General features: G+C 65.0%; 25 protein-coding genes and 1 tRNA gene. 11 read left to right on the forward strand and 15 right to left on the reverse strand.

Features of this window, described 5'->3' with window-relative positions; translation table 11 throughout:
* Window positions 1-39 precede the first annotated feature (39 nt).
* On the reverse strand, window positions 40-504 hold the full coding sequence (locus tag BP26_RS0100760; protein WP_029918671.1) for a peroxiredoxin: 465 nt from the start codon (window positions 502-504) through the stop codon (window positions 40-42).
* Between the two features lie 92 nt (window positions 505-596).
* On the reverse strand, window positions 597-1,139 hold the full coding sequence (locus BP26_RS0100765) for a glycine cleavage system transcriptional repressor (RefSeq protein ID WP_029918672.1): 543 nt from the start codon (window positions 1,137-1,139) through the stop codon (window positions 597-599).
* Between the two features lie 124 nt (window positions 1,140-1,263).
* On the opposite strand from BP26_RS0100765, the gene dapA reads away from it, so the two are divergent.
* The 3 genes from dapA to BP26_RS0100780 all read left to right on the forward strand — a co-directional run bounded on the left by dapA (window position 1,264) and on the right by BP26_RS0100780 (window position 2,624).
* The gene (dapA, locus tag BP26_RS0100770; RefSeq protein ID WP_029918673.1) at window positions 1,264-2,139 is read left to right on the forward strand and encodes a 4-hydroxy-tetrahydrodipicolinate synthase; all 876 of its coding nucleotides are present in this window, start codon (window positions 1,264-1,266) and stop codon (window positions 2,137-2,139) included.
* Window positions 2,139-2,468, forward strand: a complete 330-nt coding sequence (locus tag BP26_RS0100775; RefSeq protein ID WP_029918674.1) for a hypothetical protein — start codon at window positions 2,139-2,141, stop codon at window positions 2,466-2,468. The genes dapA and BP26_RS0100775 overlap by 1 nt, the downstream gene beginning before the upstream one ends.
* Window positions 2,469-2,531: 63 nt before the next feature.
* Window positions 2,532-2,624, forward strand: a tRNA-Ser gene (locus BP26_RS0100780).
* A gap of 354 nt (window positions 2,625-2,978) precedes the next feature.
* On the opposite strand, the gene BP26_RS29130 is transcribed toward BP26_RS0100780, so the two are convergent.
* Complete coding sequence (locus BP26_RS29130) at window positions 2,979-3,287, reverse strand: hypothetical protein (protein WP_157572292.1); 309 nt, start codon at window positions 3,285-3,287, stop codon at window positions 2,979-2,981.
* A 58-nt stretch (window positions 3,288-3,345) separates the two neighbouring features.
* On the opposite strand from BP26_RS29130, the gene lexA reads away from it, so the two are divergent.
* Window positions 3,346-3,987 carry a transcriptional repressor LexA gene (lexA, locus tag BP26_RS0100790; protein WP_029918675.1) on the forward strand — a complete coding sequence of 214 codons (642 nt, stop codon included), beginning with the start codon at window positions 3,346-3,348 and terminating at the stop codon, window positions 3,985-3,987.
* A 22-nt stretch (window positions 3,988-4,009) separates the two neighbouring features.
* Here lexA and BP26_RS0100795 read toward each other — a convergent pair whose 3' ends face one another.
* Window positions 4,010-6,790, reverse strand: a complete 2,781-nt coding sequence (locus BP26_RS0100795) for a serine/threonine-protein kinase (protein WP_029918676.1) — start codon at window positions 6,788-6,790, stop codon at window positions 4,010-4,012.
* Window positions 6,791-7,134: 344 nt separating this feature from the next.
* On the opposite strand from BP26_RS0100795, the gene BP26_RS0100800 reads away from it, so the two are divergent.
* Entirely contained in the window at window positions 7,135-7,596 is a 462-nt protein-coding gene (locus BP26_RS0100800; RefSeq protein WP_029918677.1) for a hypothetical protein, read from the forward strand.
* Window positions 7,597-7,662: 66 nt separating this feature from the next.
* On the opposite strand, the gene BP26_RS26305 is transcribed toward BP26_RS0100800, so the two are convergent.
* Together BP26_RS26305 and BP26_RS30015 are read right to left on the reverse strand one after the other, a co-directional pair.
* Window positions 7,663-8,181 carry a YggT family protein gene (locus BP26_RS26305; protein WP_036515752.1) on the reverse strand — a complete coding sequence of 173 codons (519 nt, stop codon included), beginning with the start codon at window positions 8,179-8,181 and terminating at the stop codon, window positions 7,663-7,665.
* Window positions 8,182-8,183: 2 nt separating this feature from the next.
* The gene (locus tag BP26_RS30015) at window positions 8,184-8,342 is read right to left on the reverse strand and encodes a DUF3309 family protein (protein ID WP_169740618.1); all 159 of its coding nucleotides are present in this window, start codon (window positions 8,340-8,342) and stop codon (window positions 8,184-8,186) included.
* A gap of 218 nt (window positions 8,343-8,560) precedes the next feature.
* On the opposite strand from BP26_RS30015, the gene BP26_RS0100815 reads away from it, so the two are divergent.
* The gene (locus BP26_RS0100815) at window positions 8,561-10,501 is read left to right on the forward strand and encodes a CocE/NonD family hydrolase (protein WP_029918678.1); all 1,941 of its coding nucleotides are present in this window, start codon (window positions 8,561-8,563) and stop codon (window positions 10,499-10,501) included.
* A 103-nt stretch (window positions 10,502-10,604) separates the two neighbouring features.
* Here the strand turns inward: BP26_RS0100815 and BP26_RS0100820 are convergent, their stop codons facing one another.
* Genes BP26_RS0100820 through BP26_RS0100835 form a run of 4 tightly spaced genes read right to left on the reverse strand, consistent with a single transcriptional unit; the run spans window position 10,605 to window position 12,852 of the window.
* Window positions 10,605-11,204, reverse strand: coding sequence for a YceI family protein (locus tag BP26_RS0100820; protein ID WP_029918679.1), 600 nt, complete (start codon window positions 11,202-11,204; stop codon window positions 10,605-10,607).
* Window positions 11,205-11,231: 27 nt separating this feature from the next.
* A complete protein-coding gene (locus BP26_RS0100825; protein ID WP_051747955.1) occupies window positions 11,232-11,792 on the reverse strand; it encodes a YceI family protein in 561 nt (186 codons plus the stop codon).
* A gap of 16 nt (window positions 11,793-11,808) precedes the next feature.
* Complete coding sequence (locus BP26_RS0100830; RefSeq protein WP_029918681.1) at window positions 11,809-12,369, reverse strand: cytochrome b; 561 nt, start codon at window positions 12,367-12,369, stop codon at window positions 11,809-11,811.
* Between the two features lie 30 nt (window positions 12,370-12,399).
* Complete coding sequence (locus BP26_RS0100835; RefSeq protein WP_029918682.1) at window positions 12,400-12,852, reverse strand: Rrf2 family transcriptional regulator; 453 nt, start codon at window positions 12,850-12,852, stop codon at window positions 12,400-12,402.
* A 182-nt stretch (window positions 12,853-13,034) separates the two neighbouring features.
* Between BP26_RS0100835 and BP26_RS0100840 the strand changes: the two genes are divergently transcribed.
* Both BP26_RS0100840 and BP26_RS0100845 read left to right on the forward strand, forming a co-directional pair.
* A complete protein-coding gene (locus tag BP26_RS0100840; RefSeq protein ID WP_029918683.1) occupies window positions 13,035-14,051 on the forward strand; it encodes a class I fructose-bisphosphate aldolase in 1,017 nt (338 codons plus the stop codon).
* Window positions 14,052-14,137: 86 nt separating this feature from the next.
* Window positions 14,138-14,932 (forward strand): SDR family oxidoreductase, encoded by a 795-nt coding sequence (locus BP26_RS0100845; RefSeq protein WP_029918684.1) that lies wholly within the window; start codon window positions 14,138-14,140, stop codon window positions 14,930-14,932.
* 22 nt (window positions 14,933-14,954) lie between these two features.
* On the opposite strand, the gene BP26_RS0100850 is transcribed toward BP26_RS0100845, so the two are convergent.
* Complete coding sequence (locus tag BP26_RS0100850) at window positions 14,955-15,962, reverse strand: YheT family hydrolase (RefSeq protein WP_051747957.1); 1,008 nt, start codon at window positions 15,960-15,962, stop codon at window positions 14,955-14,957.
* Window positions 15,959-17,092 carry a succinyl-diaminopimelate desuccinylase gene (dapE, locus tag BP26_RS0100855; RefSeq protein ID WP_029918686.1) on the reverse strand — a complete coding sequence of 378 codons (1,134 nt, stop codon included), beginning with the start codon at window positions 17,090-17,092 and terminating at the stop codon, window positions 15,959-15,961. The genes BP26_RS0100850 and dapE overlap by 4 nt, the downstream gene beginning before the upstream one ends.
* A gap of 84 nt (window positions 17,093-17,176) precedes the next feature.
* Here dapE and BP26_RS0100860 point away from each other — a divergent pair, with 84 nt between their 5' ends.
* Entirely contained in the window at window positions 17,177-17,686 is a 510-nt protein-coding gene (locus BP26_RS0100860; protein ID WP_084182701.1) for a DUF2721 domain-containing protein, read from the forward strand.
* Window positions 17,687-17,690: 4 nt separating this feature from the next.
* On the opposite strand, the gene dapD is transcribed toward BP26_RS0100860, so the two are convergent.
* The 3 genes from dapD to map form a co-directional block, all read right to left on the reverse strand.
* Entirely contained in the window at window positions 17,691-18,512 is an 822-nt protein-coding gene (dapD, locus tag BP26_RS0100865) for a 2,3,4,5-tetrahydropyridine-2,6-dicarboxylate N-succinyltransferase (RefSeq protein ID WP_029918688.1), read from the reverse strand.
* Window positions 18,499-21,210 (reverse strand): [protein-PII] uridylyltransferase, encoded by a 2,712-nt coding sequence (glnD, locus tag BP26_RS0100870; RefSeq protein ID WP_051747958.1) that lies wholly within the window; start codon window positions 21,208-21,210, stop codon window positions 18,499-18,501. The genes dapD and glnD overlap by 14 nt, the downstream gene beginning before the upstream one ends.
* A gap of 65 nt (window positions 21,211-21,275) precedes the next feature.
* Window positions 21,276-22,067 carry a type I methionyl aminopeptidase gene (map, locus tag BP26_RS0100875; RefSeq protein WP_029918690.1) on the reverse strand — a complete coding sequence of 264 codons (792 nt, stop codon included), beginning with the start codon at window positions 22,065-22,067 and terminating at the stop codon, window positions 21,276-21,278.
* A 230-nt stretch (window positions 22,068-22,297) separates the two neighbouring features.
* On the opposite strand from map, the gene rpsB reads away from it, so the two are divergent.
* Together rpsB and tsf are read left to right on the forward strand one after the other, a co-directional pair.
* On the forward strand, window positions 22,298-23,113 hold the full coding sequence (rpsB, locus tag BP26_RS0100880; RefSeq protein WP_029918691.1) for a 30S ribosomal protein S2: 816 nt from the start codon (window positions 22,298-22,300) through the stop codon (window positions 23,111-23,113).
* Window positions 23,114-23,229: 116 nt separating this feature from the next.
* Entirely contained in the window at window positions 23,230-24,147 is a 918-nt protein-coding gene (gene tsf / locus BP26_RS0100885) for a translation elongation factor Ts (RefSeq protein WP_029918692.1), read from the forward strand.
* Window positions 24,148-24,375 lie beyond the last annotated feature (228 nt).

Here is a 24,375-nt window from a genome sequence, read left to right on the forward strand (position 1 = left end):
GGCGGGGAGGGGGTGAAACGAGGATGGGAGATTCTGCAATCAGAGGCTTTTGACCGCCTCCAGTACGGCGGCCGCATGGCCTTTTGCCGACACCTTGCGCCAGTCCTGGCGCAGCACGCCCTTGGCGTCGAACAGGAAGGTGCAGCGGTCGATGCCCATGTACTTCTTGCCGTACATGCTTTTCTCGACGATGGCGCCGAAGGCGTCGCACAGCTTGCCGTCGGTATCGGAGAGCAGGGTGTAGGGAAAGCCGAACTTGGCGCAGAAATTATCGTGTGACTTCACGCTGTCCTTGGACACGCCGACGATGTCGGCGCCGGCCTTGGTGAAGCTCTTGTAGAGGGCGGTGAATTCCTGACCCTCCAGGGTGCAGCCCGGAGTGTTGTCGCGCGGGTAGAAATACACCACCAGCTTCTTGCCCTTGTAATCCCGCAGGCCGACTTCGCGTCCGCCATTGGCTGCCACGGTGATATCCGGCAGCTTGTCGCCGGGCTTGATGCTCATTCGGGGCCCCCCAGCCGGTCGGGCTGTGTTCTTGTCTGCCGCATGGTGTTCATCAGACTGCAACCGTGTTGCACGGGCATGAAGGGCGGGCCCTAGGACTTGATGGGATCGAGCATGCCGTCCGCATTGAGGTCGTCGCACAGGTCCATGAAGGACTCGCGCAGCGCCTGCGGATGCTGATTGACCGGCACGTGCAGCACCATTTGCACGCTGACCATGCCGGCGCCGGTATGGGTGGACTGGTATTTCTGGGTGGACATCTCCGCCACCTGCACGTCCTGGCTGTGGAAGAACTCCAGCAGGTGTACCAGCAGGTCCGGTTGCTGCGGTGCGATCACGTCGGCGGCGTAGGGGCGGAATTCGGGATTCTGCGCGCGCGCACCGCAGCGCTGGAAGCGCACCTGCAGGTCGAGCTTTTCGGCGATGCCGGGGAGGGCTGTTTCCAGGCGGCCGAGGGCGCTCCAGTTGCCGGACACCACCATATTGGCGGTGAGGCGGTCGCCCACCGGGGCGATGCGGCAGTCCTCGACTTCGCCGCCGCGTTCGCGGATGGCCTTGAACAGGTCCAGCGCCAACTGGGGGCGCGGGCTGGCGAGGACGGAAATGGAGAGCAGATTATCGGAAGAGGCGGCCATCGAACTCAAGGATAGGTGATCGGTCGTTGTCGTGGTAGCGCCGCGCGGTTTTTTATGTAAACCGCGCATTTCGGGCGGCGCGCATGGCTATAATCCCAGTTTACCCAATCTCCGCACAGCCCGAATGATCCGCGGCAGCATCGTTGCCATCGTCACCCCCATGGCCGAGGACGGCTCGGTCGATTTCCCGGCCCTGGAACGTCTGGTCGAGTGGCATATCGCCGAAGGCACTGACGGCATCGTCGCCGTCGGCACCACCGGCGAGTCGGCCACCCTCGACGTGGAGGAGCACATCGCCGTGATCCGCTGCGTGGTGGAAGTGGCGCGACAGCGCGTGCCGGTGATCGCCGGCACCGGCGCCAATTCCACCGCCGAGGCGATCGAGCTGACCGGCGAAGGCAAGAATGCCGGCGCCGACGCCTGCCTGCTGGTCACCCCGTACTACAACAAGCCGCCCCAGGAAGGCCTGTACCGCCACTATAAGGCGATTGCCGAGGCGGTGGATGTGCCGATCATCCTGTACAACGTGCCCGGCCGTACCGGGTGTGACCTGCTGCCCGCCACGGTCAAGCGGCTGGCGCCGATCGACAACATCATCGGGTTGAAGGAGGCCAAGGGTGAGCTGGGCCGGGTCAAGGAGTTGCTGGAGCTGAAGCTGGCGGATTTCACCCTTTTGTCCGGTGACGACGCCACCGCCTGCGAGTCCATCCTGATGGGCTTTCAGGGTGATATCTCGGTCACCGCCAACGTGGCGCCGCGCCTGATGCACCAGATGTGCGCCGCCGCCCTCGCCGGAGACCGTGTTGCCGCCGAGGCAGCCGATACCCGGCTGCGCCTGCTGCACAAGAACCTGTTCGTCGAGCCCAATCCGATCCCCGCAAAGTGGGCGCTGCAAGCCATGAATCGTATCGGCGCCGGCATCCGCCTGCCGCTGGTGCCGCTCGATCCTTCCCACTACACGACCGTGCGCGAAGCCCTGCGCGCGGCCGGAGCCCTGTGATGAAACTGTCGTCTGCTGTTGCCGTCCGTCTACCGATCCTGTTTGGCGTGCTGCTGTTCGCAGGCTGTGCTTCCAAGTCCTACTGCATGAAGCCGCAGAAATACGACCACGTGGCCTCGATCCCCCCGATCACCGGCGGTGAAGGCCTGAAAATCCCCAATTCGCCCACCGCCCTGCGGGTGCCGCCGGCACCGGCGCCGGCGCAGGACGCGCCGTACGGCAGCAAGGTCATCGACCCCAAGCACCCCAACCGGACCGAATACGCCTGCCTTGACGAGCCGCCGCCGATGCCGGCCGGCGCCGATGTCGCCCCCGGAGTGGGACAGTAGCGCCCGACTCGCATACAATACGCGCCCCCGGTGGCCAGCCAGCCCCCGGAAAGCGGCAAATCCGGAGAGGTGTCCGAGCGGTTGAAGGAGCACGCCTGGAAAGCGTGTATACGGCTAAACCCCGTATCGCGGGTTCGAATCCCGCTCTCTCCGCCATTTTTTGAAATGGCCCGTAGTATCTGTAGTGCCCGTACCCGTTACGTCCTGTAACAGCAAAATCAGCAGGTTATGGGGTCTCGTCAGCTCAGCGACGTGACCCGGCACCATTCCCTGACGGCACCATTCGGGTCCAAAAAGCGGTTAGTCTCCTGAACCAGGAGATTCCGATGAAAATCCCTGTTGTTTTTGGACTCGCATTTCCGGCCGCCGTGTTCGCGAAATACCTCGCGCCGCAGTGGAAGCCCGTGTTCGGTCCGGGTTGATCAGGGCGGCTGCGCGCGTCCCCGGCCGCCCTGACGGTCGGCGAAAGAACCCGATCAACCCGCCTGCCGAAATGCGGCAGGCCTTGTCTCAGCCGAACAGGGAAGACAGGGCGGCGGCCAGCGGCGTGCGGAAGAACACCAGCATGCCGAGCATCGCCGCGACGATCGAGGCCTGTACCCGCAGGGTCGCCAGCTTCTCCTGAGCCTGGCCTGCCGTTTCCTCGCTGCTATCCGCCGTCAACGCATCCTGCATCGACGTAGCGCCGCGGCGCACATCCGAACGCAGGAACTGGGAGCGGCGCTCCCCGGAGGACTTCGCCGGGCGGCGTAGTTTTCCTCGGCGCGGCGCCTGGGCGGGAACGGCTTCCGACGTCTGCAAACCAATCGATTGCGTCATGGGTTGATCCTCGGCTCGGTGTATTGTCAGATACTACTTATATAAGTAGTATTTGTCCATGCCCCTCACCGGTCGCCAACAGCAGATCGTGGATTTCCTGCGCCAGTACCAGGCACGGGAGGGGATGCCGCCGACCCAGGCGGAAATCGCCGCGCGCTTCGGCTTTACCCAGAAGGCGGCGGGCGATCACCTGAAGCTGATTGCGGCCAAGGGCGTGATCGAGATCCGCCGGGACATTCCGCGCGGCATCCGCTTCGCCGATCGCAAGCGGCCCGGCCATACCGGAACGTTCCTGCCGCTCTTGGAGCGCGTCGCGGCGGGACCGCCGGTGCTGGCCAGCGGGCAGTTCGACCAGCTTCTGCCGATCGCCCCGGCCATGTTCAGACCGCCCGCCGATTACCTGCGCCGGGCCGTCGGCGACTCGATGGCCGGCATGGGCATCCAGGACGGGGACCTGATCGGCGTCAAGCAGACTGCCGCAGCGGAGAACGATCAGGTCATCGTCGCCAAGCTGTTCTCGCATGGCGGCATCGAGCTGACCGTGCGCCGCCTGCGGCGCAAGGGCGACATGGCGTGGCTGCTATCCGGCGACGACCGGACCGAGCCCCTGCTTTTCGCTTTGCACGAAGGGCCTGATGACGCGCCGCTGGTCGAGATCGAAGGACTTTACTGCGGTCATTTCCATCCGCACACCGGTTGAAGCGCCAAGAGACCGTTGCAGGCTACTCGTCTCCGGCGAGCTTTTTCAGTGCGATGCGCGCCCGATGGGTCGGCAGCAGTTCGCGCTCCAGCGTTGTTCGCGCCTGCCGGGCCAGCACCCTGGCCTCTTCCCGCTGGTCGAGCGAGGCGAGTGCTTCGGCCAGTTCAAGCCGGGCGATCTGGGTGAACGCCGAATCGGCCGAATAGGCCCCCTGGTAATCGGCCACCACCTGGCGCAGCAGCGGCAAGGCTTCCCGGTAGCGGCCCTGCCGCAGCAGCAACTGGGCGCGGCTGTCGGTGAGCTTGCTGAGTTCGCTCAGGTCGCGTTCGCCGGATGCCTTGAAGGCGCGCTCGGCCTGGTCGTAAGTCTGCGTTGCGAGCGGGTCACGTTCGTCCCGGGCGTAGCAATCTCCCATCCACTTCAGGCGCATGAAGCGGATGTAGTCGGCATAGTCCCCGGTCAGCTGCGCCGGCACTTCCGGCTGCAACAACTGCAACGCCTTCTGCGTATGGTCCAACTCGCTCTCGGCGCGTCCCAGATTGAGGCGCGCGATATGCGTATCCAGGTTCGAGGGGCCATACAGTTTCAGCAGCAGCCGGTAAGCCTCGGCGAAATCGTCCGCCGCCCCTGCGTAGTCCCCCCGATAAAAATGCACGCCGCCGCGGTGGCGCAGCGTCGCCGCGTAGTCGCGGCTTTCGACGCTTTCCAGCTCGCGATAGCCGTCCAGGGCCTGGTTCATCCAGGCCGTAGCCTCGACCAGGTGGCCTTCATACATGAGGAAGTTGCCCAGATTGGATTTGGCATCCAGGGTGCGCTGGCTGACCGCGCCGTAAATGCGCGAATAGCCAGCGACCACTTCACGGCGCGCCTGCTCGGCCTGCGCGCCGTGTCCGGCGCTGGCCATTACTTCGGCATAGTCGTCCAGCGCGTCGAAGTAGCGCAGGTCCGACGGGCCCAGGCCCTGCCGCACCAGCTCGATGCGCTGCTGCGCCAGCAGGATCGCCGCGTCGGTGCGCCCGGCTTCCTGGTAGCTGAGGGCGAGGGAGCCGAGGGTCTCGGCCGAATCGAGGCTGTCGGCACCCCGGGCGTTGCGCAGCAGAAGCCGGGCACGCTCCAGTGCGGCGATGCTATCGGGGATTTTCTGCTGTGAGCGCAGTACATAACCCAGGGTGGTCAGCGTGGCGGCGATGGCATTGTTGCGCGGCGGTTGCTGCGTTTCCATCTGCGCCAACGACTCGCGCAATGAACGTTCCGCGTCGCTGTAGTCGGTCTCCGCGCTATAGGCTTGCCCCAGCCAGTAATGCAGCTGCGCGGTGATCTGCGCATCGGCGCCCGGATCGGCGCGCTGCATCTGCAAGGCCCGCTCCACGTTGCGGCGGCACTCCTCGGACAGGCCCAGTTCGCAGTACAGCGCGCCGACCGTGCCCAGCAGCCGGGCGCGCAGCAGCGGCTGATCCTTCAACTGCTCTTCCAGTTGGGCCTTGCCCTGATCGACCAGGGTGCGCGGCTCTATCGGCTTGCCGCCGGTCCGCGCCGGGCTGACCGCGTTGAACAGCGATATCAGGTAATCGGTCACCTGCTGCGCGGCGTTGGCTTCGTTGCGCGCGATATCGCGCTGTACGCGCAGCTGGCCGGCGTAGTGGAGGATCAAGACCAGTGCGGACAGCACTGTCAGCAGCACAAGCGATGCAGCCGCGCTGAGCAGGCGATGGCGGTCCACGAAGCGCGACAGCAGATAGCCAGGCGTCGCGCGCACCGCGTCCACCGGCTCCCGGCGCAGATAGCGGCGCAGATCCTGTTCCAGCCCGCCGGCATTGGCGTATCGCTCCTGCGGATCCTTCGCCAGCGCCTTGAGCACGATCGCGTCGAGGTCGCCGCGCAGACGGCGCGGCGCAATCAATCCCTTGCCCCCGGCCTTCACCGCCGTACTCGGTGGCGGCGGCGTTTCGTTGACCGCGCGGTCGATCGCCAGCGCCGCCGGCAGACCGGACAATTCCAGCGGCGGCCGGTCCGTCAGCAGGCGATAGAGCAGGCCGCCCAGGGCATAGACATCGGTGGCGGTGGTGATCTCGCCGCCTGCGAGTTGCTCCGGGGCGGCGTAGGCGGGTGTAAGCCGCAGGCTGCCGGCATCGGCGGCGGGCTTGGCGGCACCGATCAGGTGGGCGATGCCGAAATCGAGCAGCTTGGGCGTCCCGGCGGCGGTCACCAGCACATTGCTCGGCTTGATATCGCGATGCACCACCAGGCGGCGGTGGGCATAGCCCATCGCCTCGCACAGCTGTATGAACAATTGCAGCCTGGCTTCCAGGCCGAGGCGATGGCTGCGGCACCAGGACAGCAGGTCCTGGCCATCCACCCGCTCCATCACCATGTAGGGCCGTCCGTCGCCGCTGAGGCCGCCGTCGAACAGCCGCGTGATGCCTGGATGCTCCAGCCCGGCAAGGATGCGGCGTTCGGCCAGGAACAGCGCCGGCTCATGTGCGAACTCGGCATTGATCAATTTGATCGCGACCAGTTGTTCGAACTGGCCGTCGTCACGCGCCGCGGCGTAGACCTCGCCCATGCCGCCGCGGCCCAGCAGGTGCTCCACCCGGTAGGCGCCGATGCGCGAGCCTTCCGGCAGGGGAACGAAGACGTTTTCCGTCGTGCTGCCCAGGGTGTGGGCGTGCTCCATGAACTCGCTGTCGGCATCCAGCGCCGCCAGCCAGTCGCGCATTTTCTTCAGCAGTGCGGCATCGCCCGTGCATGCGGCGGTTGCAAAGTCGGCGCGTTGATCCGGCGGCAGATCCAATGCCTGGTCCATCAAGTCACTGAGCCGGCGCCACGCCCTCAGCCCTTCGTCCTGCATGTGCGTTCCGTTTGGAAATCCCCCGGCGCAGCATAGGGCATCCGTCGTGCTGCGAGTGGGCCGGTATTGCCGCGTAACCCTTACTCCGAAGTCATTGGCCGTGTGTAGTTTTTACATGCCGCAGCGGCGGGCAAAAAATTTCAAGTATTTGAAATAAAAAGAATAAGTCTTGAGAAATGTGCTGGCACGGGAAGTGCGCCTGCTGGTGGCGTGCAAGCCGTGCCTTTCAAGATATAGCGCCGGCTTGGCCATCGCCTTTGCGGTTTATCCGGTCACGAAGAACACAAGGAGCTGCAAAAATGGATTTGCAAACCAACGCCCCCAGCGAAGCGATCTACCAGATCCACAGCGCTGAACTGTGTGCCGATCATCGCCTGTTGCTGGAATTGCTGTCCCGCTTCGAGCACGACGGCTCGCCCGAATCCGGCCGTGAACTGATGCGCGTGGTCGTCGATCTGTTCCGAGTGCATTGCGCGATCGAAAGCCAGGCGCTGCGTACCACCGTTGCCGAGCTGGAATGGGAATGCGAAGCCATGCACGAGCGGATGGAGGCGATCGAAGCTGCAGCTTCGCAAGGCTTTCTGCACCTCGTCGGTGTGGTGGAACTGAAGCTGGCGCTGGAACGCTTCTTTGCCGCCAAGGAAGTCCTGATGGGGCCGCCGCAGCTGTTGATGGTGCCTGCCACCCGCAGCAACCGCGCCCTGCTGCGCGATCGCAACGATCTGACCGCCTACGCCCAGCATATGGTGCGCCTGCACTAAAGGCGAAGACACATAAAAATGGCGGGGCTCATCACGAGCCCCGCCATGTGTTCAAAGCCGGATTTTCTAAAGCTCGGTGCTGCGTCTTCCCACGATGCGCAGCAGGCCCTTGATCGAAGCGTGGATCAGCACATACACCACGATCGCCAGCAGCACGGAAGAGGAGAACACGAATCCCTCTTCCAGCGCGGGCGTCGGCAGGATGCCCTTGAACGGCGCGAAGAGCGGCGTCGTCACGCCATTGATCAGCCTGACGAAGCCCGCGCCCTGTCTTGCCCCGACCAGGGCCAGCAGAAAGCGCAACCCCAGCAGGCCGTAGACCAGGTAGAACACGTAATCGACGAACTGGCGCACACGGGCGAAACGTCGCTGCCGTTCTATCTCCGCGTCCGTCTCGGCCAGGTTGTCGATGGCCTTGCTGCGCAAGCGGCCGGCGAGGGCGTCGATCTTCGCGCCGTCGACATCGCCCACGCTGCGTGCGCTCGCACGAATTTCGGCGTGCACCGTGTTTTCCAGTTCGCCGGTCACGGCACCGTGCTGATGCAGGCGACGCGACTCGTCGAGGGCCACCTTTTCGTCGATCACGGTCAGATGCCGCCGGTCAGCAGCAATACGACGAGGATGATCACCACCAGTCCGATGCCGCCGCTGGGGTAATAGCCCCAGTTGGCGGAATAGGCGCCCTGGCGCGGAAACGCGCCGAGCAGGGCCAGAACCAGGATGACAAGCAGGATAGTGCCGAGCATGTTCCACCTCCATGTGGATCTCGCTGGTTTAGGCCCATGCGGCGGGTTTTAAGTTCCGGCGCCGCCTGGTGCGGAAGATGGAGGCGGCCGAAAGACGCCTGTAATCACGGGCTAAAAGGATTGGCCGGCGATTCATCTGCTCCTGTCAGGGCGGTCAGCCCAATTGCCGGCAATCTGGGTCACCATTGAAAGATTCGATAACAAGCGGGGGAGAGGGCATGTTCGGGAAAAGGCGGGATTGGTCGGGCGTTGTTGCCGGTGGCGTGGTGATGTTCACGATGGCACTGGCCGGATGCACCGGCAGTTCGACCCCTTCGAACCAGGCTTCCGGCACTGCGGCCTGGACCACGCTGGGCACGCGCAGTGTGGAAAGCGCACCCCAGAACACCATCACCTCCAACGCGGGCGCCAAGTGGGTCGACTACAACCCTGCCGTGCTGTATCCCAAGACTGTCACGACGAACAACCTGTTCATCACCATGAAGGACGGCGTGAAGCTGGCGGCGAGCGTGACCCTGCCGGCCGATGCCAGCGGCAAGGCCATCGCCGGCAAGTTCCCCACCATCCTGACCCAGACCGGCTACAACAAGGATATCGGCGCCTACGTGCCAGCGGTCGGTGGTGCCGACGTTTATCTGGTGCAGCATGGTTACGCCCACGTGGTGGTGGATACCCGCGGCACCGGCCGCTCGGAAGGGGAGTGGACCGCCTTCGGCAACACCGAACAGGCCGACTATTACCCGACCGTGGATTGGGTCACGCAGCAATCGTTCAGCGATGGCCGCGTCGGCATCTACGGCGCCTCGCTGCTGGCCATCACCGGCATGCTCACCGCCGAGAAGCAGCACCCGGCGGTGAAGGCCGCATTCCCCATCGTGCCGATGGGCGACGGCTATCGCGACATCGTCTTCAGCGGCGGCCAGGTCAACGTCGGCTTCATCCCGCTGTGGCTGGTCCTGGTCACCGGCCTCAGCGTGGTGGACCTGTCCTTCTACCAGGATCCGGCGGAGGCGCTGCAAGCCGAGTTGGAGCATGTGCTTGGCGCCGTCACCAATTTCCAGGTGCCTTTGCTGCTCAAGGCGGTGGCGGGCGATCCGGGCACCGCCTATGACGGCGACTTCTGGACGCAGCGTTCGCCGATCGAGGGCACGCCGAAGATCCAGGTGCCGACCTTCATCGTCGGCGGCCTGCACGACATCTTCCAGCGTGGCGAGCCGAACCTGTACGAGCAGCTGAAAAACCATGTGCCGGCCAAGCTGCTGCTGGGCCCGTGGACCCATGTGCAGGCGGCCCTGGGTCAGGGACTGCCGGTGGACGGCGTGCCGGTGCTGGATCACATCGCCCTGCAGTGGTTCGATCAATATGAAAAGGGCATGGACGTGGGCGCCGACAAGCTGCCCAACGTCACCCAGTACCTGTACGGGCAGGGGCATTTCGTCACCGCCCAGGATTGGCCCAATCCCCAGGCCAGCGCCCAGCAGTGGTACCTGCATGCGGACAAGAGCCTCTCCACCGCCGCTCCCGCCGCCGGCGATGCGCCCATTAAGGTGGCGCAGGAGCCGCTGGAAGGCATCTGCTCGGAGAGCACCGCGCAATGGACTGCCGGCCTGCTCGGCCTGGTGGCCTTGCCCTGCTTCACCAACGACAACCTGGCGGAATCCCTGGCGACGAAGTACGACAGCGCGGCAATGACCCAGGATTTCTACATCAACGGCCCGATCATGGCCGACCTGTGGATCTCCACCACCGCGGCGGATGCGGGCGTGGTGGTGCGCGTCGACGACGTCGGCACCGACGGCAAGGCTTTCGCGCTCACCAACGGCATCCAGACCGCCTCGATGCGCATGGTCGACAGCAGCCGTTCACGCTACCTCGACGGCCAGATGATCCAGCCCTGGCACGCCTTCACCCAGGATTCGGTGCAGAAAGTGGGCAGTGGCAGCCTGGTCGAAGTGCAGGTGGAAATCTTCCCCACCAGCGCCGTGATCCAGGCCGGCCACAAGCTGCGCATCGCCGTCGGCGCCAGCGACTTCCCCCACGGCTTGCCGCCGCTGCCGGACCTGGTGCAATCCATCCTCGGCGTGCTCAGCATCTACAGCGATGCCGAGCATCCGTCGAAGGTAGTGCTGCCGGTGGTGCCGGTCAGCGCCATCCAGTAAAGCGCAAAGCGAAAAAGCGGTTTACAAAAAAAGGAGGGGGCCGTAAGGCCCCCTCCTTTAGCAGTCCGATCAGGGACGATCGGCGCCTGGACAGGGATGTCTACTAATGCGTGGGGCCCGGCTTGTCGTCCAGCTTCGCTTCCACCTGGATCTGTAGCTTCACCTGGCCGCCGGTCATCGGCACCGCGTAGGCGATGCCGAAGTCGCTGCGGTCGAAGCTGGCCGAGGCGTCGGCGCCGCAGACCTGCACCTTGAGCATCGGGTGCATGATGCACTTGAACGAATTGATCTTCAGCACCACCGGCTTGGTCACGCCGTGCAGGGTCAGCTGGCCATCCACCTCCGAGGGGGCATCGCCATCGAACTTGACGGTGTCGGACTTGTAGACGGCGGTCGGGTACTTCTCCACGTCAAAGAAGTCCGCGCTCTTGGCGTGCTTGTTCATCTTCTCGTGGCCGAAATCGATCGAGCTGGTGTCGATGGTGATATCGACGGTGCCGGTGTGGGCCTTGCGATCCAGCGTGACCGTGCCGGACTGGGTACGGTCAAACTTGCCGCGCCAGATCGAGATGCCCTGGATGTGCGGGGCTTCGAAGCTGGCGTAGGTGTGATCCGGATCGACCGTGTAATGCTCGACGTCGGCGAAGGCGGGGGCGGCGAGCGCCAGCAGCAGGGCTGCGGTCGCGGTGCGGTTGAAACGCATGGGAAAGCTCCTTTGTTTGATCTGGAATCAGTGCTTCGGGGGAACGACGATGTGGAACTTGATGGTGACCGGGTCGGCGACGGTATCCTTCCACTCATCGTCGCCGATGTTGAAATAGGCGCGCGAGATGGTGACCGCGCCGTCGAAAGCGGCGGTGTCGCCCTCGGTTTTCAGCGTCATCGGAACCGTCAGCGCCTGCGTCTTGCCCTTGAGGCTGAGCGTGCCGCTGGCTTCGTATTTCGTTCCGCCAAGGGACTTCACGCCGCTGGCGTCGAATGTCGCCTTGGGAAAATGCGCGCTATCGAACCAGGCAGGCTTGCGCACTTCACTGTTGTAGTCCTCGTCGCCGAGGTCGAAGCTTGCGGTGTCGATCTCCAGGTGCGCCTTGGCTTGCGCCGGCTTGGCCGGATCGAAATCCACGGCGCCGCGGAACTGCTTGAATGGCGCATCCACCGCCACCTTCATCTGGCTGAATGTCGCGGTGACGCTGCTCTTGGCGGCATTCACCGGCGCATCCGCGGCGGCGGCGCTCAGCGCCAGCAGCACGATGCCCAAAGCAGCCGCACGCGAGGAGATATTGCGGGACATGGAGAAGAACTCCTGGTTATGAATGGCGCCAGCGCAGCATGCGGCGCAGCGTGTCGTCGCGATCGAAGAAATGGTGCTTCAGTGCCGCCGCCACATGCAGCAGCAGGACATAGAACATCAGCCAGGCGAAGGTCGCATGGATGTCGCCCAGGGCCTCCCCGAGCAGCTTGTTCTTGGCGACGAGGTTGGGCAAAGGGATCAGCTGCAGGTACACCACCCGGTAACCGGTGGCGGAGCTGAACAGCCAGCCGGTGAAGGGGATGGCGAACATCAGCGCATACATCAGGCCATGGGTGAACTTGGCGCCGATCTGCTGCCAGGCCGGCATCGGCGGCATGGCCGGCGGTTGGTGCGTCAGCCGCCAGATGCCGCGTATCGCCACCAGGGCGAGCACGGTGATGCCCAGCCACTTGTGGTAGGCCATCAGCTTCAGTTTCTGCGGGCTGAACGGCAGATCCGACACCACCAGCCCCAGGCTGAAGGCGCAAATGATGACGCCCGCCACCACCCAGTGCAGGGCGAGGGCAGTGCGGGTGTAGTTTTTCGGTACCAACGGCTGCGCCGAGTTCGTATTCATCCGGTGAGTGTCGTTTCCCGGCGTTGCGGTTCAGTTGCAGCCGGCGTGCGCCGCCGCGGCCTGCGGTACCCGCGCCGTCGTCTCATCCAGCAGGTTGCGGATGGAGACGCTGTCGAGCGCCAGGCGCAGGGCTTTTTCGGGGTTCGACAGCATGCATTCGAGCGTGGACTGAATGCCGGCGCTCATCGGGCAATCCGGGTTGGGACTGATGCGGCCGATGGAGAACAGATCGTCCGCCGCGCGGATGGCGTCGTAGACCTGCAGCAGGCTGATCTGGTCCGGCGCGCGCGCCAGACGGGCCCCGCCGCCGGGTCCGAGCTGGGTTTCCACCAGCCCGGCCTCGCGCAGCATCGACAGCATCCGCCGCACCAGGGCCGGGTGGGTGCTGATACTCGTGGCCAACTCGTCCGAAGTCACCATGCGCTCCTGTGCCAGACTCATGAAAGTCAGGGCGTAGGTGGCGACAGCGAAGCGGGTATTCATTGCGTGACCATTCTAGTAACTAATTATCGGGAGTCAAGCGCAGGCATAGGCTCGCATATTGCGGCGATGAATGAAGAAAGCGTGATGTATCGGGTGTTTCCGGCTTGGCTCGACCCCCTGCCTGCCGATAAAATGGCCAGTTCAAGTCGATCGAACCGAATTTCCTGCTAGAGGCTTACCCTGTGAACGAAAAGATGCTCCGCGAAACCGCTTTGGCAATGGTTGCCCCCGGCAAAGGCCTGCTGGCCGCCGACGAATCCACTGCCACCATTGCAAAGCGGTTCGAAAAGATCGGTGTCGAGAATATCGAGCCGAACCGCCAGGCCTACCGTGACATGCTGTTCACCACCCCCGGCTTCGAGCAATACACCAGCGGCGTGATCCTGTTCGAGGAAACGCTTTTCCAGAAGAGCCTGGCCGGCCAGGCGTTCCCGGAACTGCTCGCCTCCAAGGGCGTGATCCCGGGTATCAAGGTGGACAAGGGTGCCAAGCCGCTCGCCGCCGGCGGCCCCGAGGAAACCGTCACCGAAGGTCTCGACGGCCTGCGTGAGCGCCTGGAGAAGTACTACGCCGCTGGCGCGCGCTTCGCCAAGTGGCGCGCGGTGCTCACCATCGGCGATGGCACGCCGAGCGACAACGCCATCCGCACCAATGCCCATGCCCTGGCGCGTTATGCCGCTCTGTGCCAGGAGGCCAACATCGTGCCGATCGTCGAGCCGGAAGTGCTGATGGACGCCGACAACACCATCCAGGTGTGCGAGCAGGTCACCGACCGCGTCCTGGCCGAAGTGTTCGACGAACTGTACCGCCAGAACGTCGTGCTGGAAGGCATCGTGCTCAAGCCGAACATGGTCGTGTCCGGCGCCAAGTGTCCGACCCAGGCCGGCGTGCAGGAAGTGGCCGAGCGTACCCTCAAGGTGTTGACCCGCCGTGTGCCGGGCGCCGTGCCGGGCATCGCCTTCCTCTCCGGCGGCCAGTCGGATGAACTGGCGACCGCCCACCTCGACGCCATGAACAAGATCGGCAACCTGCCCTGGAAGCTGACCTTCTCCTACGGCCGCGCCCTGCAGGCCGCCGCGCTCAAGGCCTGGGGCGGCAAGAACGTGGACGCCGGCAAGCTGGCCCACCTGCACCGCGCCAAGATGAACGGGCTGGCGGCACTGGGCCAGTGGGACAAGAAGCTGGAAAAGGCGGCCTAAGCCGAACGGTTGCAAACCGGACCCGCTCGCGGAGTTTCTGCGAGCGGGTTTTTTTATGTCCCGCGTGTCGCAGTGTGGGGAATGACATGACGCAACTGGCAGGCAAAGTAGTCTGGATCACCGGTGCTTCTTCCGGCATCGGTGAGGCACTGGCGTTGCTGGCTTCGAAGCGCGGCGCCAGGCTGGTGCTCACCGCACGGCGCCTGCCGGAACTGGAGCGCGTGCGGGCCTTGTGCGCGGACGCGCAGAACGTGGCGTTGCTGCCTGCGGACCTCGCGGCGTTCGACGCCGGCGAGTTGACCAGGCAGGCGGAAACCTGTTTCGGTCGCATCGACGTGCTGGTCAACAACGCCGGCATTTCACAGCGCAGCCTATTGAAGGACACCGAGATGAGCGTCTACCGGCGGATCATGGAACTTGATTTCTTCGCACCGGTGGCCCTGACCAGGGCGGTGTTGCCCAATATGCGCGCGCGGGGTGCGGGTCACATCGTGATGATCGGCAGCGTGGTCAGCAAGATCGGCGTGCCGCTGCGCACCGGTTATTCCGCAGCCAAGCACGCCATTGCCGGATTCACCGAGGCCGCCGCTGCCGAGCTGTGGCGCGATGGCGTGAGGTTCACGCTGGCCTGCCCCGGCTTCGTCAGAACCCAGGTATCGGTAAATGCCCTCGGCGCCAGCGGTGAGAAGCACGGGGTGGTGGATGAAGACATCCTCAAGGGCCTGTCGCCGGAGCAGTGTGCGGAGGGCATCTGGCGCGCCGTGGCCAAAGACAGGGAAGATGTACTTATTGCCGGCCGCGAGCATTTGTACGTACTGATCAAGCGTTTCGCGCCGGCACTATTCGCCCATGTCCTGAAGCGCGCCAAGGCGACTTCCTGAACACGCCCGGACCGGCGGCGACTTAAGCCAGTCCTTCCAGCAATTTCATCACCCGCCGCTCGGCCCAACATTCCAATCCCAGGCTGTCGATGAAGCCGCAGTGGCCACCGCGCGCCGGAGCGTCGTACTGGATCACCGAACCACGCGCTTCCAGCCCGGCGAAGTCGCGGAACGGAATCACCGGATCGTCCTGGGCGGTGATGATCGCCAGCGGCGAGGCCGAAGCCATCAGCATCGTCGGCGTCAGCGTGTAGGTGCCGAGGTAGTCCTCGCTGCTCGGGAAATCGGTGAAGTCGCTGACGAAGCGCCGCGTCGTCTCGACGAAGGTCTTGATGCCCGCGTAGGGGCTGAAATCGTAACGCCCGGGCCAGGCCTGATCCTTGGCGCGCAGGGTCTTGCGCCATTTGCCGATGAAGTAGCGGCGGAACAACAGTGGGCCCTGGTCGATGGCGTGCAGCGTGGCGCCGGGATCGATCGCCGGCGAAATGCCAATGGACAGCCGCGGCGTCACGCCCGCCGCAGGCCCTTGCATGCCGACCCGCAGGGCGAAATTGCCGCCCAGCGAAAAGCCGATCACCGCCAGCGGCAGCGCCGCATCGAACTGCTGCACGGCGCGGATCGCACCCAGCACCTCATCCATGCGGGCCGAGTGGAATGGCTCGGCGTTGAGCGCGTGGGTGCCGCCGTGGTCGCGCAGGTTGAGTCGGAAGATGTTCCAGCCCCCCGCATATGCCTGGCAGGCCATCGAGTAGACATAAGCCGAGTCGTGGTGGCCCTCCCAGCCGTGAATCAGCACCAGCAGGCCGCGTGGCGCCGCGCCTTCCGGCAGGCGCGAGTGGTAGCCGACCAGGCGCACCCCGTCGCCGCAGTCGAGCACATGCTTCTGCGCCACCGCGTCCATCCGGCTGCCGCGTTTCAGCCACAGCCGGCGGCGCGGGCCCTTGGTGGCGAGGATCGACTGCACCTGCGGATTGGCCAACATCCAAGACGGGCGGAAGTTGGCATCCTCGGCAACCGGCGCAACGCTCATCGCAGCAGCCGCACCAGGGTGTTTTCGTAGATCAGGCTGAGCCGGTCGAGGTCCGCCACGTTCACGTGTTCATCGACCTTGTGGATGCTGTCATTGATCGGCCCGATCTCCACCACCTCGGTCCCGAGGGGGGCGATGAAGCGCGCATCCGAGGTGCCGCCGCCGGTGAACTGCTCGGCGCGCAGGCCGGTGATCTCGCCAATGGCGGCCTGCGCCGCCTCGATCAGCTTGCCCTGGCGGGTGAGGAAGGGCTCGCCAGTGTGCCACCAGTCCGCTTCGTAGCGCGGCAGGTGGCGGTCCAGCACGGCGTGCACGCGGGCCTTCAGGCCTTCCGCAGTGGACTCGGTGCAGTAGCGGAAGTTGAACACCACCTCGACTTCCCCGGGGATGACGTTGTTGGCGCCGGTGCCGCCGTGGACATTGGAAATCTGGAACGAGGTCGGCGGGAAGTGCACGTTGCCGCGGTCCCACTCGGTGGCGACCAGTTCCGCCAGCGCCGGCGCCAGGCGATGGATGGGATTGTCGGCCTTGTGTGGATAGGCGACATGGCCCTGCTTGCCGAACACGCGCAGATTGCAGCCGAGCGAGCCGCGCCGGCCGACCACGATGCGGTCGCCGAGCTGCGCATTGCTGGAGGCTTCGCCGACGATGGCATATTCCGGCCGGATGCCGCGGCCGCGCAGCACCTCGGCCACATATTTGGTGCCATGCCGCGCCATGCCTTCTTCGTCGCTGGTGACGAGGAAGGCCAGGCGGCCCTTGAGCGGTCCGCGCGCGAGCAGGCGTTCGGTGGCGCAGACCATCGCCGCCAGGCCGCTCTTCATGTCGGCCGCGCCGCGGCCATAGAGCACGCCGTCACGGATCTGCGGCAGGAACGGATCGCTGCTCCAGCGTTCCAGGGGACCGGTTGGAACGACGTCGGTATGCCCGGCCAGCACCGCCAGGGGGCCGCTGTCTCCGAATATCGCCCACAGGTTGGTGACGCCTTCCTGGTCGAGCCATTCCAGCCTGAAGCCGAGCTTCTCTAGGCGCGCGCCGATCACGGCGCAACAGCCGGCGTCGTCCGGCGTCAGCGAGCGCCGGGCGATCAGTTCGCGGGCGAGATTCAGGGTGGGCGATTCGGGTTGCATCGGAGTCTGGTCTTGGTTTGGCAGATGCTAGCCTAGCAAGGCATGCTGGGCGCCGCGAATGACGCGGCAGGCTGGGGCGGAAACATGGCAGCTGTGGAAGTGGACCACATCGTGTCGATCGCCGACGTGATCCGGCTGGCGGTGGCGCCGGTGTTCCTGCTGTCCGGCATCGCCGCGCTGCTCAATGTGCTGACCAGCCGGCTGGCGCGCATCGTCGACCGCGGCCGCCATCTGGAAATGGAGTTTCCAGGTGCCGCGCCCGGACGCATGCAGACGCTGCGCGAAAGCCTGGGCCGGCTGGCGCTGCGCGCTCGCCTGGTCAGCTGGGGCATCAGCCTGTGCACCGGCAGCGCCATCCTGGTCAGCGTCGTGGTGGTGGTCCTGTTCATCGACTCGCTCACCGGCGTCAATTTCAGCGCCCTCATCGCCGTGCTGTTCATCATGGCGATGGCGGCATTGACGCTCGGCCTGGTCTGCTTCCTGCGCGAAATTTCGCTGGCCACCCGTCACCTGCGCATCGGCGAGCCGGAGCCGGAGCATTCGCCGACGGGGCAGGTGGTCGATACCGGGCCTGCCCGCCGGAGCGGCGGCTGAGCTTTTACAGATCGCGCAGCAGGGCGTTGATGCCGACCTTGGCGCGGGTCTGCGCATCGACGCGCTTCACGATCACGGCGCAGGTGAGGTTGTAGCGGCCGCCGTCCTTCGGCAGCGAGCCGGGCACCACCACCGCGCCTGCCGGCACGCGGCCGTAGGAGATCTGGCCGTTCTCGCGATCGTAGATCGGGGTGCTCTGGCCGATGAATACGCCCATCGACAGTACCGCGCCCTTCTCGATGACCACACCTTCCACCACTTCCGAACGGGCGCCGATGAAGCAATCGTCCTCGATGATGGTGGGGCTGGCCTGCAGCGGTTCCAGCACGCCGCCGATGCCGACGCCGCCGGACAGGTGCACGTTGGCGCCGATCTGCGCGCAGGAGCCGACCGTGGCCCAGGTATCGACCATGGTGCCCTTGCCGACATGGGCGCCGATATTGACGTAGCTGGGCATCAGGATCGCGCCCGGGGCAATGTAGGCGCCGCGGCGTACCGCGGCCGGCGGCACCACGCGCGCTCCCTGCTGCTTGAACTGGGTTTCGCTCCAGCCGTCGAACTTCAGCGGCACCTTGTCGTAGCCGGACAGGCTGCCCATTTCGATCGGCGCGTTGTCATGCAGGCGGAAGTACAGCAGCACCGCCTTTTTCAGCCATTCGTTCACCACCCAGCCGGCCGCGGTCGGCTCGGCGACGCGTGCCTCGCCGGCATCGAGCAGCGCGATGGCGCTTTCGACGGCGGTGCGGACGTGGGTTTCGCTGGTATCCAGCGAGGCGCGCTTTTCCCAAGCGTGCTCAACGATTACTTTTGCTTCAGTCGCGTTCATTTTTCTTGGAGGAGGGCTTGGTGGGTTCGGCATCGCTCAAGGTGCGGATCAACACCTCGCGCAACTCGTCGAGCAGGCTTTCATCGGTGATCGGCAGGTGTTCGCGCGTGGTGATGAAGAACACGTCCTCGGCGCGCTCGCCGATGGTGCCGATCTTGGCGGCGTCGAGCAGGATGCCGCGCTTGTGGAAGACGCGGCCGATCATCGACAGCAGGCCGGACTGGTCTGCGGTGACCAGTTCGAGGATGGTGCGCTTGCGCGCGAGATCCTGGCTGAAGCTGACGGTGGTCGGCGTGTCGAAATGCTTGAGGCGCTGCGGCCGGCGGCGGTTGACGTCCACCACCGAGATGTCCGGATCGCCGAGCACCTTGCGCAGGCCGTCACGGATTTCCTCGTAACGGTGCGGGTTCTCGATCGGCTTGCCGTCGCCTTCCATTACCACATAGGTGTCGAGCACGTAGCCGTCGGCGGTGGTATTGATGCGCGCGTCCAGGATGTTCAGGCCCATGCGTGCCAGCACACCGGTGGACAGGCCGAACAGGTGGTGGCGATCGCGGGTGTAGACGAACACCGTGGTGCCGCGGCCGTCGAGCATGTCCACCAGCACCAGCGGCAGGCTGGCGTCGGTGGCGGCGACGATCGCCGGCAGATGCCAGGCCAGCTCGGCCGGCGAGTGGCGCAGGAAGTAATCGTTTTCGAAGCGCGCCCACACCGCATCGGCCTTGTGCGGATCGACGCCGCGGCTGCCGAGCAGGGCCAGGGCCGAGCGGCGCTGTTCGGAGACGCGCTCCGCCTCGCTTACCGGGTTGTCCAGGCCGCGCTCCAGCGCGCGGGCCGCGCCGTGGTACAGCTCGCGCAGCAGGCTGTCGCGCCAGGAATTCCACAGCGCCGGGTTGGTGGCGCGGATGTCGCTGACGGTAAGCAGCAGCAGGTAGTCGAGGCGGCTGCGTTCGCCGACGCGCTTGGCGAAGCTGCTGACCACTTCGGGGTTGCTGATGTCCTGGCGCTGCGCGGTCAGGGACATGGTCAGGTGATTCTTCACCAGCCACGACACCAGGTCCGCATCGGTATGCGACAGGCCGTGGTCGAGGCAGAATTTCTCCGCCATTTCCGCGCCCTGCTCGGAATGGTCGCCGCCGCGGCCCTTGGCGATATCGTGGAACAGCCCGGCGATGTAGAGCAGTTCCGGGCGGGGAATGCGCGACATGACATCGCTGTAGAACGGCAGCTCGGCGCGGAAGCGCTCCATCGCCAGCCGGCGCAGGTTGCGCACCAGGTACAGCGTGTGCTCGTCGACCGTCAGCGTGTGGAACAGGTCGTACTGCATGTGGCCGATGACCAGGCCGAATTCCGGCAGGTAGCGGCCCAGCACGCCGTAGCGGTTCATCCGCCGCAGCGCATGGGTCAGGCCGCTGCCGTGCTGGAACAGGCCGATGAACAGGGTGCGGGCGCGCACGTCGTCGCGGTGGGCATCGATGCGCTTGCGGTCGCGGCGGATCAGGCGCAGCGTGGCGGCGCGCACGCCTTCGATCTGCGGATGCTGCTGCATCAGCGCGAAGATCTCGATCAGTGCCGAAGGCTGCTTCTGGAAGACGTCATCGGCGCGCGCCTCGATGTAGCTGCCGCGCAGCTGGAAACGGGAATTGAGCGGCTGCACCGCCGCTTCCTCGCCCTTGCCGAGGATCGCTTCCTCGAACAATTGCAGCAGCAGGTCGTTGAGGCAGGACAGCGACTTGATGGTGCGGTAATACAGCTGCATGAACTGCTCGACCGCCTTGTTGTGGTCGGAGTCCACGTAGCCGAACAGTGCCGCCACCTTGATCTGGTGGTCGAACAGCAGCCGGTCCTCGTGGCGGCCGGTGATCATGTGCAGGGCGAAGCGTACCCGCCACAGGAAATCCTGGCCGGCGAACAGCTCGTCGCATTCCTGCTTGCTGAGGAAGCCGCGGTTGCGCAGCTCGGTCAGGGTGAGCGCGTTGAAATGGCGCTTGGCGACCCAGGCCACGGTGTGGATGTCGCGCAGGCCGCCGGGGCTTTCCTTGATGTTCGGTTCCAGCTTGTAGCCGGTATCGTCGTACTTGGCGTAACGCTTGCGCTGCTCTTCCAGCTTGGCGCGGAAGAAGGCGTCCACCGGCCACATCTTGTCCGGCGTCATCGCGTCCTGCAGCGCGGCGTACAGTGTGCCGTCGCCGCACAGCGGGCGCGATTCGATCAGGTTGGTGATGACCGTGATGTCCTGCGCCGCCAGCTCCGCGCATTCGGCCACGGTGCGCACGCCGCTGCCCACTTCCAGGCCGATGTCCCAGAGGAAGGCGAAGAACTGTTCCAGCGCCGATTTATTGCCTTCCAGGGCCTGCTCGTCGTGCAGCACCAGCAGGTCGATGTCGGAATGCGGCAGCAGTTCGCCGCGGCCGTAGCCGCCGACCGCGATCAGGCCCAGGCCCGGGGGTTGTTCCGGCAGGAACTGCAGCCAGGCCTGGTGCAGCACCTCGTCCACCAGGTGGGAGCGGGCGTGCACCAGCGAATCGGAAGCGGCGCCCTCATGGAACAGGCTGGTGAGGCGCTCACGGCCCCAGTCCAGGGTCGAACGGAACGCCACGACCGGCTTCTGTCCCTCGGCGCGCAGGCGCGCCCGCACCTTGCGGGCGGAAAAAACGGTGGCGGCCTCGCCCTCTGCCAGGTCGATTTCAGCGCCCACTAAAGGTCATCTCGGATCATTGGCTGCTGCTTTTCACTCTATTCAACCGTTGACACGGTCGTTTTCTAATGTGGGACTTTCTCGTCCGCGCGCAAGGTGAGGATTTCATAGCCGGTATTGGTCACCAGCACGGTGTGCTCCCACTGCGCCGACAGGGAATGGTCCTTGGTCACCACGGTCCAGCCGTCCGGCAGCAGCCGCACATCCTGCCGGCCGGCGTTGAGCATGGGTTCGACGGTGAAGGTCATGCCCGGAACCAATTCAAGGCCCGTGCCAGGACGGCCGTAATGCAGGATCTGCGGGTCCTCGTGAAACACCCGGCCGATACCGTGGCCGCAGTATTCGCGCACCACCGAGTAGCCATTGGCTTCCGCCACCTGCTGTACCGCATAGCCGATGTCGCCGAGCCGCGCGCCGGGCCGCACCTTGCGGATGCCGGCGAACATCGCCTCGCGGGTCACTTCGCTCAGACGGCGCGCCAGCACGGAGGGCTCGCCGGCGTAGAACATCTGGCTGGTATCGCCGTGGAAGCCATCCTTGATCACGGTCACGTCGATATTGATGGTATCGCCGCGTTTGAGCTGCTTTTCGCCGGGGATGCCGTGGCAAACGACGTGGTTGACCGAAGTACAGATCGATTTCGGGAACGGCTGGCGGCCGCCGCCGCCGCCATAATTGAGCGGGGCGGGGATGCCCTTCAGCTCGTTGACGATGTAGTCATGGCACAGCTGGTTCAGCGCCTCGGTGGTCACCCCCGGCTTGACGTGGGGTGCGATCATGCTGAGGACCGAAGCGGCGGCACGGCCGGCTTCGAGCATCAGGCGCTGTTCCTCGGGGGTTTTGATGGTGACCGACATGGCCGGCAATGGTACCTGAAAAAGTGCGAAAAGCCTTGTTCCGTCAGGCTTTATATGGTATAAAGCGCGCCGCCGTTAAGGCAATGATGCGGAAGCGAATAGTCTAACCAATTCGGTCAGCCGACCCCGCCCGCAAGTCCATCCGCGCCCATCCCAGGGTGTCCGGCCTCCTCACACAGGAACCGGATTCCGAGTGCGCGGTTTGCAATTAACCCTTGGAGCTACTGCCAATGTCTAGCATCACCATGCGTCAGCTGCTGGAGGCCGGTGTTCATTTCGGCCACCGCACCCGTTACTGGAACCCCAAGATGGAGTCCTACATCTTCGGTTCCCGCAACAAGATCCACATCATCAACCTCGAGCACACCCTGCCGCTGCTGAAGGAAGCCTGCTCCTTCACCGGCAAGCTTGCCGCCAACGGCGGCCGCATCCTGTTCGTCGGCACCAAGCGCGCCGCGCGTGAGGCGGTCGAGGCCGAGGCGCAGCGCGCCGGCATGCCCTACGTCAGCCAGCGCTGGCTCGGCGGCACCCTGACCAACTTCAAGACCATCAAGGGCTCGATCAAGCGCCTGACCGACATGGAAAAGAAGATCGAGGACGGCAGCATCAACCGTCTGAACAAGAAGGAACAGCTGCTGTTCAACCGCGAGCTGGAAAAGCTGCGCAAGTCGCTGGGCGGCATCAAGAACATGCCGAGCCTGCCGGACTGCCTGTTCGTCATCGATACCGGCTACGAAAACATCGCCGTGTCCGAGGCCCGCAAGCTCGGCATCCCGGTGGTGGCGGTGGTCGACACCAACAACAACCCGCAAGGCATCGATGTGGTGATCCCGGGCAACGATGACGCCACTCGCGCCATCAAGGTCTACGCCCAGTGCATCGCCGACGCCATCATCGAAGGCAAGGGCAGCGTCACCGTGGGCCGTCCGGAAGAGACCGTCGACGTCTCCGACGAGGCCCGCGCTGCGGCGCCGAAGCCGGCCGATCGCCGTCCGCGCAAGCCCGGCGGCGGCCGTCCCGGCCGTTCCGACCGCGCCGAAGCCTAAGCAGCCGATCGCGGCCGGGGAGGGCGTTGATCGCCTTCCCCGGCTCGCCATTTCATATTTCCGTCTTTCAGAGCGGCTAGCCTGAAGGCGGGCAACACCCACAGAGATATCCGAATATGAGCACTCCCGTTACCGCGGCACTGGTGAAGGAACTGCGCGAGCGCACCGGCGCCGGCATGAGCGACTGCAAGAAGGCCCTCGACGCCACCGGCGGCGACATCGACGCCGCCGCCGAAAAGCTGCGCATGGACGGCGCCGCCAAGGCCGACAAGAAGGCTGGCCGCACCGCCGCCGAAGGCGTCGTCGCCATCGCCTCCAGCGACGAGGCCGTGGCCCTGGTCGAGCTGAACTCCGAAACCGACTTCGTCGCCAAGGGCGCCGATTTCCGCGGCCTGGCGAGCGCCGCCGCCGCCGCTGTCCTGGCCAACCGCCCGGCCAGCCTGGAAGCCCTGCTGGCGCTCAAGGACGGCGACAAGACCTTCGACGAGAAGCGTCGCGAGTTGATCAACAAGATCGGCGAGAACATCACCTTCCGCCGCTTCGAGCTGGTGCAGTCCGCCGGCGGCCCCCTGGCCACTTACATCCATCCCGGCGACAAGATTGCCGTGGTGGTGGCCCTGACCCAGGGCGAGCTGGAACTGGGCCGTGACCTGGCCATGCATATCGCCGCCATGTCGCCGCGCCACCTCGACGCCGCCGCCGTGCCGGCCGAGGCGATCGAATCCGAGCGCAAGGTGATCGAAGCCCAGGTGGCGCAGGAACAGGAAGAGGAACTGGCCAACGGCAAGAAGCCGAAGCCGGCCGAGATCCTGGCCAAGATGGTCGAGGGCAAGATCCGACGTTTCCTGTCCGAAATCACCCTATTGGGCCAGAACTTCGTCAAGGACCAGGACCAGACGGTCGAAAAGCTGCTCAAGTCCAAGAATGCCGGCGTGGCGCACTTCGTGCGCCTGGCGGTAGGCGAAGGCATCGAGAAGAAAAAGACCGACTTTGCCGCCGAAGTGATGGAGCAGGCCGGTATCAAGAAGGACTGACGGACGCGGTCCGTACGGCGGTCGGCTCAAATAATCCGCGCCGTTAAGCTGCGGTTCACGCAAGATCGCAGAATCTTGCGCTAGAATTCGCCGCAAGTCGTTGAATCAAGGCCCCGGCGACGGGGCCTTGTTTTATCGCTGACCTGGCCCGCACTGGCGGGTAATGAAACGCCTTTTGAACACCCCGGCCCCGGATGGCCGGTTTCCGGACAATGATGTCCACTATGG

The sequence above is a fragment of the Nevskia soli DSM 19509 genome (genome assembly GCF_000711955.1).
In the GTDB taxonomy this organism is placed as follows: Bacteria; Pseudomonadota; Gammaproteobacteria; order Nevskiales; family Nevskiaceae; genus Nevskia; species Nevskia soli.

Excerpts from the sequence above, each read along its gene's own strand:
- BP26_RS0100760 (WP_029918671.1), bottom strand. The coding sequence starts at position 504 with ATGAGCATCAAGCCCGGCGACAAGCTGCCGGATATCACCGTGGCAGCC.
- BP26_RS0100765 (WP_029918672.1), bottom strand. The coding sequence starts at position 1,139 with ATGGCCGCCTCTTCCGATAATCTGCTCTCCATTTCCGTCCTCGCCAGC.
- dapA (WP_029918673.1), top strand. The coding sequence starts at position 1,264 with ATGATCCGCGGCAGCATCGTTGCCATCGTCACCCCCATGGCCGAGGAC.
- BP26_RS0100775 (WP_029918674.1), top strand. The coding sequence starts at position 2,139 with ATGAAACTGTCGTCTGCTGTTGCCGTCCGTCTACCGATCCTGTTTGGC.
- BP26_RS29130 (WP_157572292.1), bottom strand. The coding sequence starts at position 3,287 with ATGACGCAATCGATTGGTTTGCAGACGTCGGAAGCCGTTCCCGCCCAG.
- lexA (WP_029918675.1), top strand. The coding sequence starts at position 3,346 with ATGCCCCTCACCGGTCGCCAACAGCAGATCGTGGATTTCCTGCGCCAG.
- BP26_RS0100795 (WP_029918676.1), bottom strand. The coding sequence starts at position 6,790 with ATGGACCAGGCATTGGATCTGCCGCCGGATCAACGCGCCGACTTTGCA.
- BP26_RS0100800 (WP_029918677.1), top strand. The coding sequence starts at position 7,135 with ATGGATTTGCAAACCAACGCCCCCAGCGAAGCGATCTACCAGATCCAC.
- BP26_RS30015 (WP_169740618.1), bottom strand. The coding sequence starts at position 8,342 with ATGCTCGGCACTATCCTGCTTGTCATCCTGGTTCTGGCCCTGCTCGGC.
- BP26_RS0100815 (WP_029918678.1), top strand. The coding sequence starts at position 8,561 with ATGTTCGGGAAAAGGCGGGATTGGTCGGGCGTTGTTGCCGGTGGCGTG.
- BP26_RS0100820 (WP_029918679.1), bottom strand. The coding sequence starts at position 11,204 with ATGCGTTTCAACCGCACCGCGACCGCAGCCCTGCTGCTGGCGCTCGCC.
- BP26_RS0100825 (WP_051747955.1), bottom strand. The coding sequence starts at position 11,792 with ATGTCCCGCAATATCTCCTCGCGTGCGGCTGCTTTGGGCATCGTGCTG.
- BP26_RS0100830 (WP_029918681.1), bottom strand. The coding sequence starts at position 12,369 with ATGAATACGAACTCGGCGCAGCCGTTGGTACCGAAAAACTACACCCGC.
- BP26_RS0100835 (WP_029918682.1), bottom strand. The coding sequence starts at position 12,852 with ATGAATACCCGCTTCGCTGTCGCCACCTACGCCCTGACTTTCATGAGT.
- BP26_RS0100845 (WP_029918684.1), top strand. The coding sequence starts at position 14,138 with ATGACGCAACTGGCAGGCAAAGTAGTCTGGATCACCGGTGCTTCTTCC.
- BP26_RS0100850 (WP_051747957.1), bottom strand. The coding sequence starts at position 15,962 with ATGAGCGTTGCGCCGGTTGCCGAGGATGCCAACTTCCGCCCGTCTTGG.
- dapE (WP_029918686.1), bottom strand. The coding sequence starts at position 17,092 with ATGCAACCCGAATCGCCCACCCTGAATCTCGCCCGCGAACTGATCGCC.
- BP26_RS0100860 (WP_084182701.1), top strand. The coding sequence starts at position 17,177 with ATGGCAGCTGTGGAAGTGGACCACATCGTGTCGATCGCCGACGTGATC.
- dapD (WP_029918688.1), bottom strand. The coding sequence starts at position 18,512 with ATGAACGCGACTGAAGCAAAAGTAATCGTTGAGCACGCTTGGGAAAAG.
- map (WP_029918690.1), bottom strand. The coding sequence starts at position 22,067 with ATGTCGGTCACCATCAAAACCCCCGAGGAACAGCGCCTGATGCTCGAA.
- rpsB (WP_029918691.1), top strand. The coding sequence starts at position 22,298 with ATGTCTAGCATCACCATGCGTCAGCTGCTGGAGGCCGGTGTTCATTTC.
- tsf (WP_029918692.1), top strand. The coding sequence starts at position 23,230 with ATGAGCACTCCCGTTACCGCGGCACTGGTGAAGGAACTGCGCGAGCGC.